Below are 15,117 nucleotides of genomic sequence, written 5' to 3'. Positions count from 1 at the left end.
TCCTTAGCTGACGGGGGTCTCGAACTTCGACGTGCGCTGCATGCCGGCGGCCCGGCCCTTGCCGGAGATGACCAGGGCCATCTTGCGGCTGGCCTCGTCGATCATCTCGTCGCCGAGCATCGCGGAGCCCTTCTTGCCACCCGCCTCGGACGTGTAGTAGTCGTACGCGTCCAGGATCAGTTCGGCGTGGTCGTAGTCCTCCTGCGACGGCGAGAAGATCTCGTTGGACGCCTCGACCTGGCCCGGGTGCAGCACCCACTTGCCGTCGAAGCCGAGCGCGGCGGCGCGCTGCGCGACCTCGCGGTAGCCGTCGATGTTGCGGATCTGCAGATAGGGGCCGTCGATCGCCTGGAGGTTGTTGGCGCGGGCGGCCATCAGGATCTTCATCAGGATGTAGTGGTAGGCGTCCGCCGGGTAGCCGGGCGGCTGCTCGCCCACGACCAGCGACTTCATGTTGATGGACGCCATGAAGTCGGCCGGGCCGAAGATGATCGTCTCGACGCGCGGGGAGGCCGTCGCGATCTCGTTGACGTTGTTCAGGCCCTGCGCGTTCTCGATCTGCGCCTCGATGCCGATCTTGCCGACCTCGAAGCCCATCGTCTTCTCGATCTGGGTCAGCAACAGGTCCAGGGCGACCACCTGCTGGGCCGTCTGCACCTTCGGCAGCATGATGCAGTCCAGGTTCTGGCCGGCGCCCTCGACGACCGTGACGACATCGCGGTACGTCCACTCGGTCGTCCAGTCGTTGACGCGCACCACGCGCGTCTTGCCGGTCCAGTCGCCCTCGTTGAGGAACTTGACGATGGTGTGCCGCGCCCCGGGCTTGGCGAGCGGCGCGCACGCGTCCTCCAGGTCCAGGAAGACCTGGTCCGCCGGGAGACCCTGCGCCTTCTCCAGGAAGCGGGGGTTCGAGCCGGGCACGGCCAGGCAGGAGCGCCGCGGGCGGAGCCGGTTGACGGGCGTGGTCATGCGGGGACCTCCAGGGGGTCGAGCTTGTTCGCTTTCCGGATCTCGTCGACGATGCGGCCGATGATTCCGGTGATGTCGAAGTCCTTCGGGGTGAACACCGCGGCCACTCCGGCTTCCCGCAGCTGCTCGGCATCCCCGTTCGGGATGATGCCACCGGCGATCACGGGTATATCTGTGGCACCGGCCACACGGAGTCGTTCCAGGACATCCGGGACCAGCTGCGCGTGCGACCCGGAGAGGATCGACAGGCCGACCGCGTGCACGTCCTCGGCCAGCGCCGCGTCCACGATCTGCTCGGGGGTGAGCCGGATGCCCTGGTACACCACCTCGAAGCCGGCGTCCCGCGCGCGGACGGCGATCTGCTCGGCGCCGTTGGAGTGCCCGTCCAGGCCCGGCTTGCCGACGAGAAACCTCAGCTTGCCGCTGCCCAGGTCGCGGGCGGTGGCGTCCACCCTGGCCCGTACCTCGGCGAGCGCCGAGCCCGGCTCGACGGGGACCGCGATCGGGGCCGAGGAGACCCCGGTGGGCGCCCGGAACTCGCCGAACACCTCGCGCAGCGCCCCGGCCCACTCGCCGGTCGTCACGCCCGCACGGGCGCACTCCAGGGTGGCCTCCATGAGGTTGCCGGTGCCCTTGGCGGCCTCCTTCAGCCGCTCCAGGGCCTTGCAGGGCCGCGGGTGGTTGAACGGCGGCTGGTAGCGCGTGTCGCGCCAGCGCCCGATCGCCGCCACGACCCTCGCCTCGACCGCCGGGTCCACCGTCTGGATCGCGGTGTCCAGGTCCGCGGTGAGCGGGTTCGGCTCGGTCGTCTCGAAGATGTTGACGCCGACGATCTTCTCCTGGCCGGACTCGATCCGGGCCCGGCGCTCGGCGTGCGAGGAGACCAGCTGCGACTTCAGGTAGCCCGACTCGACGGCGGCCATCGCGCCGCCCATCTCCTGGATCCGGTCGATCTCCGCGAGGGAGTCCTCGACCAGCTGGGCGACCTTCTTCTCGACGACGTGCGAGCCCTCGAAGATGTCCTCGTACTCCAGCAGGTCGCTCTCGTGCGCCAGCACCTGCTGGATGCGCAGCGACCACTGCTGGTCCCAGGGCGTCGGCAGGCCGAGCGCCTCGTTCCAGGCCGGGAGCTGCACGGCACGCGCGCGTGCGTCCTTGGAGAGCGTCACGGCGAGCATCTCAAGGACGATCCGCTGGACGTTGTTCTCCGGCTGCGCCTCCGTCAGGCCGAGCGAGTTGACCTGGACGCCGTACCGGAACCGGCGCTGCTTGGCGTTCTCGATGCCGTAGCGCTCACGGGTGATCTGGTCCCAGATGCGGCCGAACGCCCGCATCTTGCACATCTCCTCGACGAAGCGGACGCCCGCGTTCACGAAGAAGGAGATACGGGCGACGACATCGCCCATCCGCTCCTGCGGCACCTGACCGCTGTCGCGCACGGCGTCGAGGACCGCGATGGCGGTGGACATCGCGTACGCGATCTCCTGGACCGGCGTGGCGCCCGCCTCCTGCAGGTGGTAGCTGCAGATGTTGATCGGGTTCCACTTCGGCATGTGGGAGACCGTGTACGCGATCATGTCCGTCGTCAGGCGGAGCGAGGGCCCCGGCGGGAAGACGTGCGTCCCCCGGGACAGGTACTCCTTGACGATGTCGTTCTGGGTCGTGCCCTGGAGCCTGGTGATGTCCGCGCCCTGCTCCTCCGCGACGACCTGGTAGAGCGCCAGCAGCCACATGGCGGTGGCGTTGATCGTCATCGAGGTGTTCATCTGCTCCAGGGGGATGTCCTGGAACAGCCGGCGCATGTCACCGAGGTGCGAGACGGGCACGCCCACCCGGCCGACCTCGCCGCGGGCGAGGATGTGGTCGGGGTCGTAGCCGGTCTGCGTCGGGAGGTCGAACGCCACCGACAGACCTGTCTGGCCCTTGGCTAGGTTGCGCCGGTACAGCTCGTTGGACGCCTCGGCCGTGGAGTGGCCGGCATACGTGCGCATGAGCCACGGCCGGTCCTTCTCGCGTGCCCCGTCGGCGATCTGACGCTCAGTCATCTATGACCTCGGGTGTCTCAGATGTTGCGGAAGCGGTTGATGGCGTCGAGGTGCTTGGCCCGCATCTCCTCGTCGCGCACCCCGAGACCCTCCCCGGGGGCGAGGCAGAGCACGCCGACCTTGCCCTGGTGGAGGTTGCGGTGCACGTCGTAGGCGGCCTGGCCGGTCTCCTCCAGGGAGTAGGTCCTCGACAGCGTCGGGTGGATCTTGCCCTTCGCGATCAGCCGGTTGGCCTCCCAGGCCTCGCGGTAGTTGGCGAAGTGCGAGCCGATGATCCGCTTCAGGGACATCCACAGGTAGCGGTTGTCGTACTCGTGCATGTAGCCCGAGGTGGAGGCGCAGGTGGTGATGGTGCCGCCCTTGCGGGTGACGAAGACCGAGGCGCCGAAGGTCTCGCGGCCGGGGTGCTCGAAGACGATGTCGATGTCCTCGCCGCCGGTGAACTCGCGGATGCGCTTGCCGAAGCGCTTCCACTCGCGCGGGTCCTGCTCCCGCTCGTTCTTCCAGAACTTGTAGTCCTCGGCGTTGCGGTCGATGATCGCCTCGGCGCCCATGGCCCGGCAGATGTCCGCCTTCTGCGGCGAGGACACCACACAGATGGGGTTGGCGCCGCCGGCCAGCGCGAACTGTGTGGCGTACGAGCCGAGTCCGCCGCTCGCGCCCCAGATCAGCACGTTGTCGCCCTGCTTCATGCCGGCGCCGTTGCGGGAGACCAGCTGCCGGTAGGCGGTGGAGTTGACCAGGCCCGGGGCGGCGGCCTCCTCCCAGCTGAGGTGGTTCGGCTTCGGCATCAGCTGGTTGGACTTGACCAGCGCGATCTCGGCGAGCCCGCCGAAGTTGGTCTCGAAGCCCCAGATCCGCTGCTCGGGGTCGAGCATCGTGTCGTTGTGCCCGTCGCTGGACTCCAGCTCCACGCTGAGGCAGTGCGCGACGACCTCGTCACCGGGCTTCCAGGCGTTGACGCCCGGGCCGGTGCGCAGGACGACGCCCGCGAGGTCGGAGCCGATGATGTGGTACGGCAGGTCGTGCCGCTTGGTCAGCTCGCTGAGGCGGCCGTAACGCTCCAGGAAGCCGAAGGTCGACAGCGGCTCGAAGATCGACGTCCACACCGAGTTGTAGTTGACACTCGATGCCATGACGGCGACCAGGGCCTCGCCCGGGCCGAGTTCGGGCAGCGCCACGTCGTCGAGGTGGATGGACTTGCGCGGGTCCTTGTCGCGGGTCTCCAGACCGGCGAACATCTCCGTCTCGTCCTTGTGCACGGTGATCGCGCGGTACGACTCGGGGAGCGGCAGGGCGGCGAAGTCGGCCGGCGTCGAGTCCGGTGACTGGATCGCGTCCAGAATGGCCTGAGTGGTCACGGTGTTGCCTCCGGCGATGCTTGCGCCCCTTGAGGGAAGGGGCGCTGAGGGTTACGTCGGTGCTGCTGAGGGTTTCGGGAGAGATGCCGTCGGTTCGGCGGGGTGGTGCAGTGGCAGCGCTTTGTGGCGCGGGAGGTTGCCTGTGACGCAGGCGTCCGGCGGGGGAGCTGGTGGGCTCACCGGGACAGGCCGGACTCCATCAACGTATGACACCGCGTGTCAGGCCGCAAGGCACTGAGTGCCAGGACTTCGCCTCAGATGAAATCTTTACGTAACAAATGAGCGATGATCGATCGAACGGCTTCGGAAGAGTGCCTGAAAAGGTGCTCTGACATGCCAAAACGGCCACCCGGGCGGGTGGCCGTCATCACAGCGGCGGAGTGTCCGAGGACACTCCGGGAAGGGGGCTCAGCGCTCCTTGAGCGCCTGTTCGATGGTCCGCATGACCTCGTCCAGCGGGGCGTCGGTACGGGCCACGGTCACCAGTACCTCCCCCTGCGAGGCGACCGAGGCCGACGCGGGCCGGCGGGGCTCGGTCTCCCGGCCCGCGCCGATCCCGTTCCCGAAGGTCTTCCGCACGATCGCGAAGGCATGGTCCAGCTGCGTCTCCACGTCCCCCTGCCCGCCCGCCCGCAGCCAGCGCCGCAGCACATGGTTGTGGGCGGTGACCACCGCCGACGCCGCGACCTCGGCCAGCAGCGGGTCGTCGTTGGCGTCGTCCGCGTGGGCGTGCTCGTCGAAGTGGCCCAGGAGATAGCGGGTGAAGAGGCGCTCGTAGCGGGCCACCGAGGCGATCTCGGCCTCGCGGAGGGTGGGTACCTCGCGCGTGAGCTTGTAGCGGGCGACCGAGATCTCCGGCCGGGCCGCGTACATCTTCATGACTTCCTTGATGCCGCGGCACACGGTGTCGAGCGGGTGCTCGTGCGCCGGGGCCGCGTTCAGCACCGCCTCGGCGCGGATCAGGGTGTCGTCGTGGTCGGGGAAGATCGCCTCTTCCTTGGAGCGGAAGTGCCGGAAGAACGTGCGGCGGGCGACCCCGGCCGCGGCCGCGATCTCGTCGACGGTGGTCGCCTCGTACCCCTTGGTCGCGAAGAGCTCCATCGCGGCGGCCGCCAGTTCCCGGCGCATCTTGAGCCGCTGGGCCGCCGCGCGGCTGCCTGCGGCACTCTCCGGCGCGTCGGGCGTGGCTGGTGTTCGTGAGGACCTGGCGGGCTGGGACATGACCCGAACGTACTGCATGTGCGCAGCTTGATGCGCATGTCCGGGGTTTCCCCCGCCCGCGAGGGGCAGGGGAGCGCCGGGCCGGGTGGGCGGGAGCCGGCTGCCCGGGTCGAGCAGTCCGCCCCAGTCGTTCTCGTCCCGGAACCAGTCGCCGACGCCGTCAGCGGCGGGCATATTCGCGGAAGCCACGGCCGGTCTTGCGGCCGAGGCAGCCTGCGGCCACCAGGTGCTCCAGGAGCGGCGCGGGCGCCAGGCCCGGGTCGCGGAACTCCCGGTGCAGCACCTTCTCGATGGCGAGCGAGACGTCCAGGCCGACCACGTCGAGGAGTTCGAACGGCCCCATCGGGTAGCCGCCGCCGAGCTTCATCGCCGCGTCGATGTCGTCCAGCGACGCGTAGTGCTCCTCGACCATCTTGATCGCGTTGTTCAGGTACGGGAACAGCAGCGCGTTCACGATGAAACCGGCCCGGTCGCCGCAGTCGACCGCGTGCTTGCGGATCTTCGCGCAGACCTCGCGGACGGTCGCGTGGACGTCCTCGGCGGTCAGCACGGTACGGACCACCTCGACCAGCTTCATGGCCGGCGCCGGGTTGAAGAAGTGCATGCCGATCACGTCCTGGGGACGCGAGGTGGCGCGGGCGCAGGCGACGACCGGCAGCGAGGAGGTGGTGGTGGCCAGGACCGCGCCCGGCTTGCAGACCTTGTCCAGGGTGGCGAACAGCTGCTGCTTGACCTCCAGGTCCTCGGCGACGGCCTCGACGGCCAGGTCGACGTCGGAGAAGGCGTCGTACGAGCCCGCCGGGGTGATCAGGTCCAGGGTCTGCGCGGCGGCCTCGGCGGTCATCCGGCCCTTGCCGACCGAGCGGTCCAGGGACTTGCCGATGCGGGCCTTGGCGGCCTGGGCCTTCTCCTCGCTGCGGGCGGCGAGGACGACCTCGTACCCGGCCTTGGCGAAGACCTCGGCGATGCCGGAGGCCATGGTGCCGGAGCCGGCGACACCGACCGAGCGGACCGTACGGCCCGGGGTGAGGGCGGAGCCGTCCAGCGGGGTCTGGGCGTCACGGACGACGCTCGCGCTGCCCGGGGCCTCGTAGCTGTAGAAGCCGCGGCCCGACTTGCGGCCGGTCAGGCCCGCCTCGCTGAGCTGCTTGAGGATGGGGGCCGGGGCGTGCAGCCGGTCACGGGACTCGGCGTACATGGCCTCCAGGACCGTGCGCGCGGTGTCGATGCCGATCAGGTCGAGCAGCGCCAGCGGGCCCATGGGCAGGCCGCAGCCGAGCCGCATGGCCGCGTCGATGTCCTCGCGGGAGGCGTACTTCGCCTCGTACATCGCGGCGGCCTGGTTGAGGTAGCCGAACAGCAGCCCGTCCGCGACGAACCCGGGGCGGTCGCCGACCGCGACCGGCTCCTTGCCCAGTTCGAGGGCGAGGTCCGTGACGGTGGCGACGGCGCTCGGCGCGGTGAGCACCGAGGAGACCACCTCGACCAGCTTCATCGCCGGGGCCGGGTTGAAGAAGTGCAGGCCGAGGACGCGCTCGGGGCGCGCCGAGTCGGCGGCCAGCCGGGTCACGGAGAGCGCGTTGGTGCCGGTGGCGAGGATGGTCTCCGGGCGGACGATGCCGTCCAGCTCGCGGAAGATCTGGTGCTTGATGTCGTACGACTCCGGGGCCACCTCGATGACCAGGTCGGCGTCGGCCGCGGCCGTGAGGTCGGTGCCCATGCGGACCCGGGCGAGGACGTCGGCGCGCTCCTGCTCGGTGAGCCGGCCGCGCTCCACGGACCGGGCCGTGGAGGCCTCCAGGGCGGCGAGGGAGCGGGCGGCCTGGGCCTCGCTGACGTCGATGCCGATCACGTCGCGGCCGGCCGTCGCGAGGACCTCGGTGATACCGGTGCCCATGGTGCCGAGGCCGACGACGGCGACGGTCCTGAGCGGGGACAGGGAAGGGTCGGACTGGGGAGTGGCCATCGCGGGACTCCAGGAATGAGGGTGACGACTGGAAACGCGCCCGGGTGCGCCGAGGGGCGCACCGGGTGCACGGAGAGCTGCGTGAATGCGGGTGGTGCCGGGCTGCGAGCGCACACGCCCGGTGCTGCCGCCGCGGGCGCGCACACGCCCGGGAGCGGCGGATTCCGACCGGCCCTGTCCCGGAGCCGTGCCGTACTGCGGTACCGAGGTACCGAACCGACCTGATGCTCACCGCGGTTGCGTCACCAAACCGATGTGAGCGTGATGCGAGTGGGTGACTCGCTCGATTGAGCTTAACCGGCGGGTAACGAGCGCGCCAGCCCCCCGACTTTGTGATGTACGTCCCCCCGTCCCCGCGACCCCTCTACGCTGGGCTTCGTGGACGAAGAGTTGCGATCACTCACGGAGCGTCTGCGCCAGGAGTCGCAGGGAACGGCCGCCTACGAACGGCTCCTGGCCACCGAGGACCACGACGAGTTGGCGGAGGTGCTCACCGCGGCCGGACAGCCCCTGTGGGCCAGGGAGTTGGCGGCGTACCGGCTGGGAACGGCCGGCGACCGGCGGGCCTTCGAGACCCTGGTCCTCCTCCTGAACCACCGCGACCCACCCCGCTGCGCCTCCGCCGCCTACGCCCTCTCCCGCCTCCAGGACCCCCGGACCGCCCGCGCGGCCGCCGCCCTCGCCACCAACGAACTCCGCGTCGCCTACGCCCTGCACCCGGTCCGTCTCCTGGTCGAACTCCGCGCCCCGGAGTCCGTCCCGGCCCTCATCACCACCCTGGAACGCCGGCTGCGCCCCCACGACCCCTACCGCCGGGTCGCCCTCGCCTGCGTTGAAGGCCTCGGCACCCTGGCCGACCCCCGCGCCCGCCGCGTCCTGAGCGAGGCGCTGGCCCACCCCACCCTCGCCCAGGCGGCGGTCCAGGCCCTGGCCCACATCCCTAGGCCGCGCTGACGCCCAGCTCCCTGACGTACCGCACCTCGGGCACGGCCACCCCGTCGACCTCGTACGGCTCCTCGGTGCCGTCGGCCCGGAAGCCCGCGAGTTCGTAGAAGCGCCGGGCGCGCGCGTTCCCCTTCAGTACCCACAGGTACAGGCGCGCGTGCCGGGCGCACTGTTCGAGGACCGTGGCCAGCAGCGTCCGCCCGGCCCCCGTCCCGACGTGTGCCGGGTCGACGTAGATCGCGTACAACTCGGCCGCGCCGGTGCGCACTTCGCCGTCCCGGTACGGCCCGTGCGCCGCCCACCCGACGATCGTGCCGGCCTTCTCGACGACCAGGTCCGTCACCCCGTCCTCGCCGTCCCGGAAGCGGGCCCGCCGCCGCTCGGCGTCCCGCTCGACGCTGAGCCCGTCCAGGAACGGCTGCGGCATGAGCCCCGCGTACGCGTACTGCCAGCCCCGGACACGTATCTCGGAGACCCGGTCGCAGTCGTCGAGGGCCATCGGGCGGATGCGGAGGGAGTCGTCGTTCATGACGGCACCCTAGACAGCGGACGGCCCCGGCAGCCCCGGTTTTCCGGGGTGCCGGGGCCGTCGGCGGGCTGTCAGCCGCGGAAGCCCAGCAGTCCGTGCAGGGTCGAGCCACGTGACGACGTGGAAGCCGCCTTGGTGGTCAGGGGCTTCGGGTCGGGGCTCTTCCGGCAGACCGCGTCGGCGGTGCCGGTGCCGCGCGGGACCGTGCCGTCGGTCAGGTAGGCGGCGAGGTACTTGTCCAGGCAGGTGTTGCCGCTGAGGGTGACGCCGTGGTTGCCGCCGCCCTGTTCGACGACCAGGCTGGAGCGGGCCAGCAGGCGGTGGACGGTGACGCCGCCCTGGTAGGGGGTGGCCGCGTCGTCCGTGGCCTGGAAGAGGAGGGATGCGGGGAGCTTGCCGTTGGCGATGTTCGTCGGCTTCAGCGACGTCGTCGGCCAGTAGACGCACGCCGCGTTGTACCAGGCGTTGTTCCAGGTCATGAACGGCGCCTTCTGGTAGGCCGCCCAGTTGTCCTTGCTCCACTGGTTCCAGTCGCGCGGCCAGGCGGAGTCCCGGCACTGGACGGCCGCGTAGACGCTGTAGCCGTTCTCGCCCGAGGCGTCCACTGCGGCGAAGTTCTTGTACGCCTCGACCAGCGCCGTCGCCTTCCTGCCGTTGACGTACGACGAGAACGCCTCGGCCAGGTAGGGCCAGTAGCCGTTGTAGTAGCCGCCCGGGATGAAGGTGTCCTCCAGTTCGGAGGCGCCCACCTTGCCGCCGGCCGGTTTCTTCGCCAGCGCGGCCCGCATCGCGTACCACTTGGCCTCGACCTGCTCCGGGTCGGTGCCCAGCTTGTAGGTCGCGTGGTACTTGGCGATCCACGCCATCAGGGCGCGGTGGCGGTCGTTGAAGGCGTAGTTCTGGCTCAGGTTGTCCTCGTACCAGACACCCGTCGGGTCCACGATGGAGTCCAGGACCAGGCGGTGGATCCGGTCCGGGTGCAGCTTGGCGTAGACCGCGCCCAGGTAGGTGCCGTAGGAGTAGCCGAAGTAGCTGATCCGGCGGGCTCCGAGGGCCAGGCGGACGGATTCGAGGTCCTGTGCGGCGCTGACCGTGTCGAGGTACGGCAGCAGGCTCGCGTACTTCTTGCCGCAGGCCGCCGCGAACGACTTCACCCGCTTGAGGTTCGCCTGTTCCAGGGCGGGCGTGGCCGGGACCGAGTCGGGGCGCACCGGCTTGAAGTAGCCGGGGGCGCAGTCGATCGCGGGGCTGCTGCGGCCGACCCCGCGCGGGTCGAAGCCGATGATGTCGTAGCGGGCGGCCACCTTCCTGGGCAGCGCGGAGGCCACGAATCCGGCCAGGCCCAGCCCGCTGCCGCCGGGGCCGCCGGGGTTGACCAGCAGCGGACCCTGCGAGGTGGTCGCGGTGTGCGGGACGCGGGTGAGGGCGAGGGTGATCTGCTTCCCGGCCGGGTCGCGGTGGTCGAGGGGCACCTTGACCGAGCCGCACTGCAGCGTCGGGTAGTCGGTGGTGCCGCACTTCTTCCAGGTCACCGGGGACACCTGGAGGGGGGCTCGGGTGGTGGCGCTCGCGGGCAGCGCGGTGACCGACCCGGCCACGACAGCGGCGGCGGCGCACAGCACGGCTGCGCGTGTTCGCATGGGGTCCTCCCAGGACGGAGGGATCGCGGACCGCACGTGTCACGGTCCTCGCCGCATCGTCCCGGAGTCGGGCCCCGGAAGAACGTGTTCAGACGATTATTGACCCAATTGGGCCGAGGGTTGCGCTCGAACGCCCTCCCGGGCGACCGCGCTCAGAGCAGCGTCAGCTGGGTCGGCTCCGCCGGTTCGGGCTCGTCCGCCGCCGGCGCCGGGACGCGGCGGGGCGTGCCCCCGCTGCCGGGGCCGATGCCGTACTCCTGGGCCAGTTCGTGCACCTGACGGGTGATCCGGCGCTGGTACCACTTGGGCGCGTAGGCGCCCTCCGCGTACAGCCGCTCGTAGCGCCGCACGAGGTGCGGGTGGTGGGCCGCCAGCCAGCTCATGAACCACTCGCGGGCGCCGGGGCGCAGGTGCAGCACCAGGGGCGTCACGGAGGTGGCCCCGGCCGCCGCGATCGCCCGCACGGTGGCCCGGAGTTGGGCCGGGTGGTCGCCCAGGAAGGGGATCACCGGCGCCATCAGGACCCCGCAGCCGAGGCCGGCCCCGGCGAGGGCGCGGACGACCTCCAGGCGGCGCTCGGGGGCCGGGGTGCCCGGCTCCACCGTGCGCCACAGCTCGGGGTCGACGAATCCGACCGAGACCGAGATGCCGACGTCCGTGACGTCCGCCGCCCGGCGCAGCAGGTCGAGGTCGCGCAGGATCAGGGTGCCCTTGGTGAGGATCGAGAACGGGTTCGCGTGGTCGGCGAGGGCGGAGATGATCCCCGGCATCAGCCGGTAGCGGCCCTCCGCGCGCTGGTAGCAGTCGACGTTGGTGCCCATCGCGATGTGGTCGCCGAGCCAGCGCCGCGAGCCCAGCTGGCGGCGGAGCAGCTCCGGCGCGTTCGTCTTGACCACGATCTGGGTGTCGAAGCCGATCCCGGTGTCCAGGTCCAGATAGCTGTGGGTCTTGCGGGCGAAGCAGTACACGCAGGCGTGCGTGCAGCCCCGGTACGGGTTCACCGTCCATTCGAACGGCATCCGCGAGGCGCCCGGCACCCGGTTGATGATCGACCGCGCCCGCACCTCGTGGAAGGTGATCCCACGGAACTCGGGCGTGTCGAAGGTGCGGGTCGTCACCGCGTCCGCACCGAACAGCGCGGTGGTGGCCCGGCCGTGTCCGGCCTCCTCGGTGAGGTTCTCCCAGCGCATTGACGCCTCCTCGGTAGCACTGCCCACACAATAGAACACATGTTCCCATGATCGTGCGAACGATCTGTGGAGACCGCGCGGACGCCGATTCCGATCCCTTTTCCGATCGCTTGGGGACCCCGATTTGGGCGGCCGGACCCCGGGGTGGTTGGCTTGGCGCAACCCCGAGAACTCAGGTGCTGGAGGAAAGCGATGGCGCAGGTCGAGGCCACTACGGAGCGGGTCGTCGCCGCGGACGCGGAGAAGGTGTTCGACACCGTCGCCGACTACAGCGGTACGCGCGCGAACCTGCTCACCGAGCACTTCAGCGAGTACGAGGTGCGCGAGGGCGGCGACGGCGAGGGCACCCTCGTCCACTGGAAGCTCCAGGCCACCAGCAAGCGTGTGCGGGACTGCCTCCTGGAGGTCAGCGAGCCCACCGACGGCGAGCTGGTCGAGAAGGACCGCAACTCCTCCATGGTCACCACCTGGCGCGTCACCCCGGCCGGCGAGGGCAAGTCCCGGGTCGTCGTCCACACCACCTGGCAGGGCGCCGGCGGCATCGGCGGCTTCTTCGAGAAGACCTTCGCGCCCAAGGGCCTCGGCCGCATCTACGACGGGATCCTCGACAGGCTCGCCGCCGAGGTCGAGAAGTAACCTCGCGATGAACAGGGGGCGTTGGCCCCCTCACCGGTTCGAGTGGATCTCCACGTCGTACGGAGTCGTACCGTAACTCGTCGCGCTTGCTCGTAGTTGTCGCCTTACGGCGGGAATTGTGCGCAGGTGCGACGAGGGGAACGGTACATGGGCGGAACGACGCTGGTGGAGTACGAGGAACCGGCCATGGCGCCTTCGGACGCCCCGGTGCCGGTACCCGCCCCGGCACCCGAACTCGGGCCGCGCCGCACCTGGTTGGTGTTCTGCGGGCTGATGCTCGCCCTGCTCCTCGCCGCGCTGGACCAGATGATCGTGGCCACCGCGCTGCCGAAGGTCGTCGGCGAGCTGCACGGCCTCGACAAGATGTCCTGGGCGATCACCGCCTATCTGCTCACCGCCACCGTCGGCCTCCCCGTCTACGGCAAGCTCGGCGACCTCATCGGCCGCAAGGGCGTCTTCCAGTTCGCGATCCTCGTCTTCGTCGTCGGCTCCGGGCTCGCCGGACGCGCCCAGAACATGGACCAGCTGATCGCCTTCCGCGCCGTCCAGGGCATCGGTGCCGGCGGGCTGATGATCGGCGTGCAGGCGATCATCGCGGACATCGTGCCGCCCCGGCGGCGCGGCCGCTTCATGGGCCTGATCGGCGCCGCCTTCGGCCTCGCCTCCGTCGCCGGGCCGCTGCTCGGCGGCTACTTCACCGACCACCTCTCCTGGCGCTGGTGCTTCTACGTCAACGTCCCCTTCGGGCTGGTCACCCTGGCCGTCATCACCGCCGTACTGAAACTCCCCAAACCCCGGGCCCGCGGCCGCTTCGACATCCCGGGCGCCCTGCTGCTCGCCGCCGCCTCGACCTGCCTGGTCCTGCTGACCAGCTGGGGCGGCACGGAGTACGACTGGGGCTCGCGCGTCATCCTCGGGCTCGGGGCCGGCGCGCTGGCCGCCACCGTGCTCTTCCTGATCGCCGAGCACCGGGCGGCCGAACCCCTCATCCCGCTGCGGCTGTTCCGGGACTCCGTCTTCAACGTCACCGGACTGGTCGGACTGGTCGTCGGCGTCGCCCTGTTCGGCGCCGCCAGCTATCTGCCGACCTTCCTCCAGATGGTCGACGGCGCCTCCGCGACCGAGTCCGGACTGCTGATGCTGCCCATGATGGGCGGGATCGTCGGCGCCTCGATCATCGCCGGGCAGCTCATCAGCCACACCGGGCACTACCGGATCTACCCGGTGCTCGGCGGCGGACTGTCCGTCGTCGGCATGTGGCTGCTCTCCCGGCTCGAAGTCGGCACGCCCCGCTGGCAGTACAGCATCTGGATGGCCGTGCTCGGCGCCGGGATCGGCCTGGTGATGCCGGTGCTCGTCCTCGCCGTCCAGAACTCCGTCCCGCCCGCCGACCTCGGCACCGCCACCAGCGCCAACAACTACTTCCGGCAGATCGGCGGCAGCGTCGGCGCCGCCGTCTTCGGGACCCTCTTCGCCGGCCGGCTCACCGACGCCCTGCACCGACACCTCCCCGCCCGGGCCGGCGCCCGCCTGCCCGACCCCGAGTCCCTCACCCCGCAGCTCGTCCACGCGCTGCCCCCGGCGCTGCGCGACGCCTACATCCGCGCCTACGCCGACGCGATGCCCCGGATCTTCCTCTACTTGGTCCCGGTGCTCGTCCTCGGCCTGCTCGTGGCCTGCTTCCTCAAGGAGAAACCGCTGGTGTCCCACCCCACCGCCGAAACCGGGTCCATGCCCGTGAACGCACCGATCCCGCAAGCCCGTTCGCCGCACCTGGGCGCCGGGATCCCCGTCTGCGGCACCGTGCAGCACCCCGACGGGACCGTGGTGCCGCGCGCCGCGCTCACCCTCATCGACGCCGTCGGCCGCCAGATCGGCCGGGGCGCCAGCGCCGAGGACGGCCGCTACGCGCTGGCCACGCCCGGCTCCGGGTCCTACGTCCTGATCGCCGCCGCCGGCGGGCACCAGCCGCAGGCCGTCACCGTGACCGTCGGCGAACGGCCCGTCGAACTGGACGTGGTCCTGGGCGGCGCCGGACGCCTCGCGGGCAGCGTGCTCACCGCCGACGGCACCCCCGTACGGGACGCCACCGTCACCCTCACCAACGTGCACGGCGAGGTCGTCGCCAGCACCCGCAGCGGACGCGAGGGCGGCTATGTCATCAGCGAGCTGGTGGCCGGCGAGTACACCCTCGCCGCCAGCGCCCCCGCCTTCCGTCCGGCCGCCCTCCCGGTCACCGTCCAGGCCTCCCGGGAGACCCGGCAGGACGTCGAACTCGCGGGCGGCGCCGTGCTGAAGGGCACCGTCCGGGCCGGCGGCGGGCGGCCCGTGGAGGACGCCCGGGTGACGCTGCTGGACGCCGCCGGGAACGTGGTGGACACCCTGACCACCGGCGCCGACGGAACGTTCCGGTTCGTCGACCTCTCCTCCGGCGAGTACACCGTCATCGCCGCCGGCTACCCGCCGGTCGCCACGGTTCTCCAGGTCGCGGGCGGCGGCCGCACCGAACGGGATCTCCAGCTCGGCCACGAGGACTGACCGAGGACGGAACGGGAGGCGAGTGCGCACGGTCGCGGGGCGCGGACCCGCGCGCCGGTGCGATCCGGTGAAACCAA

Annotated in this window: 11 protein-coding genes; 3 read left to right on the top strand and 8 right to left on the bottom strand. The window is 70.9% G+C overall.

Annotated elements, in window-relative coordinates:
- Positions 1-3 precede the first annotated feature (3 nt).
- The 5 genes from ACGFZS_RS22665 to ACGFZS_RS22645 form a co-directional block, all read right to left on the bottom strand.
- Positions 4-969, bottom strand: a complete 966-nt coding sequence (locus ACGFZS_RS22665; protein WP_390976747.1) for an aldolase/citrate lyase family protein — start codon at positions 967-969, stop codon at positions 4-6.
- Positions 966-3,014, bottom strand: coding sequence for a protein meaA (locus ACGFZS_RS22660; protein ID WP_393796671.1), 2,049 nt, complete (start codon positions 3,012-3,014; stop codon positions 966-968). The genes ACGFZS_RS22665 and ACGFZS_RS22660 overlap by 4 nt, the downstream gene beginning before the upstream one ends.
- A 17-nt stretch (positions 3,015-3,031) precedes the next feature.
- Positions 3,032-4,375, bottom strand: a complete 1,344-nt coding sequence (ccrA, locus tag ACGFZS_RS22655) for a crotonyl-CoA carboxylase/reductase (RefSeq protein WP_393796670.1) — start codon at positions 4,373-4,375, stop codon at positions 3,032-3,034.
- Positions 4,376-4,783: 408 nt separating this feature from the next.
- Positions 4,784-5,596, bottom strand: coding sequence for a TetR family transcriptional regulator (locus ACGFZS_RS22650; protein WP_355719357.1), 813 nt, complete (start codon positions 5,594-5,596; stop codon positions 4,784-4,786).
- A 160-nt stretch (positions 5,597-5,756) separates the two neighbouring features.
- Positions 5,757-7,562, bottom strand: a complete 1,806-nt coding sequence (locus tag ACGFZS_RS22645) for a 3-hydroxyacyl-CoA dehydrogenase family protein (protein WP_393796669.1) — start codon at positions 7,560-7,562, stop codon at positions 5,757-5,759.
- 378 nt (positions 7,563-7,940) lie between these two features.
- Between ACGFZS_RS22645 and ACGFZS_RS22640 the strand changes: the two genes are divergently transcribed.
- Positions 7,941-8,516, top strand: a complete 576-nt coding sequence (locus tag ACGFZS_RS22640) for an adenylosuccinate lyase (RefSeq protein ID WP_393796668.1) — start codon at positions 7,941-7,943, stop codon at positions 8,514-8,516.
- Here ACGFZS_RS22640 and ACGFZS_RS22635 read toward each other — a convergent pair.
- From ACGFZS_RS22635 to ACGFZS_RS22625, 3 genes are all read right to left on the bottom strand, one after another.
- Positions 8,503-9,036, bottom strand: coding sequence for a GNAT family N-acetyltransferase (locus ACGFZS_RS22635; protein WP_393796667.1), 534 nt, complete (start codon positions 9,034-9,036; stop codon positions 8,503-8,505). The two genes, ACGFZS_RS22640 and ACGFZS_RS22635, sit on opposite strands and share 14 nt — an antisense overlap.
- A 71-nt stretch (positions 9,037-9,107) precedes the next feature.
- Complete coding sequence (locus ACGFZS_RS22630) at positions 9,108-10,676, bottom strand: alpha/beta hydrolase (RefSeq protein WP_393796666.1); 1,569 nt, start codon at positions 10,674-10,676, stop codon at positions 9,108-9,110.
- Between the two features lie 152 nt (positions 10,677-10,828).
- Positions 10,829-11,866 (bottom strand): Rv2578c family radical SAM protein, encoded by a 1,038-nt coding sequence (locus ACGFZS_RS22625; RefSeq protein ID WP_393796665.1) that lies wholly within the window; start codon positions 11,864-11,866, stop codon positions 10,829-10,831.
- Between the two features lie 192 nt (positions 11,867-12,058).
- Here ACGFZS_RS22625 and ACGFZS_RS22620 point away from each other — a divergent pair, with 192 nt between their 5' ends.
- Positions 12,059-12,502, top strand: coding sequence for an SRPBCC family protein (locus ACGFZS_RS22620; protein ID WP_393796664.1), 444 nt, complete (start codon positions 12,059-12,061; stop codon positions 12,500-12,502).
- Positions 12,503-12,649: 147 nt separating this feature from the next.
- Positions 12,650-15,040: an MFS transporter gene (locus tag ACGFZS_RS22615; protein ID WP_393796663.1), complete on the top strand. Its 2,391-nt coding sequence runs from the start codon at positions 12,650-12,652 to the stop codon at positions 15,038-15,040.
- Positions 15,041-15,117: the final 77 nt, after the last annotated feature.

The organism is Streptomyces sp. NPDC048288, assembly GCF_043201555.1.
Lineage (GTDB): Bacteria > Actinomycetota > Actinomycetes > Streptomycetales > Streptomycetaceae > Streptomyces.
Note: the sequence above shows the minus strand (reverse complement) of the source record. Positions and strands in the feature narration are given on the sequence as shown.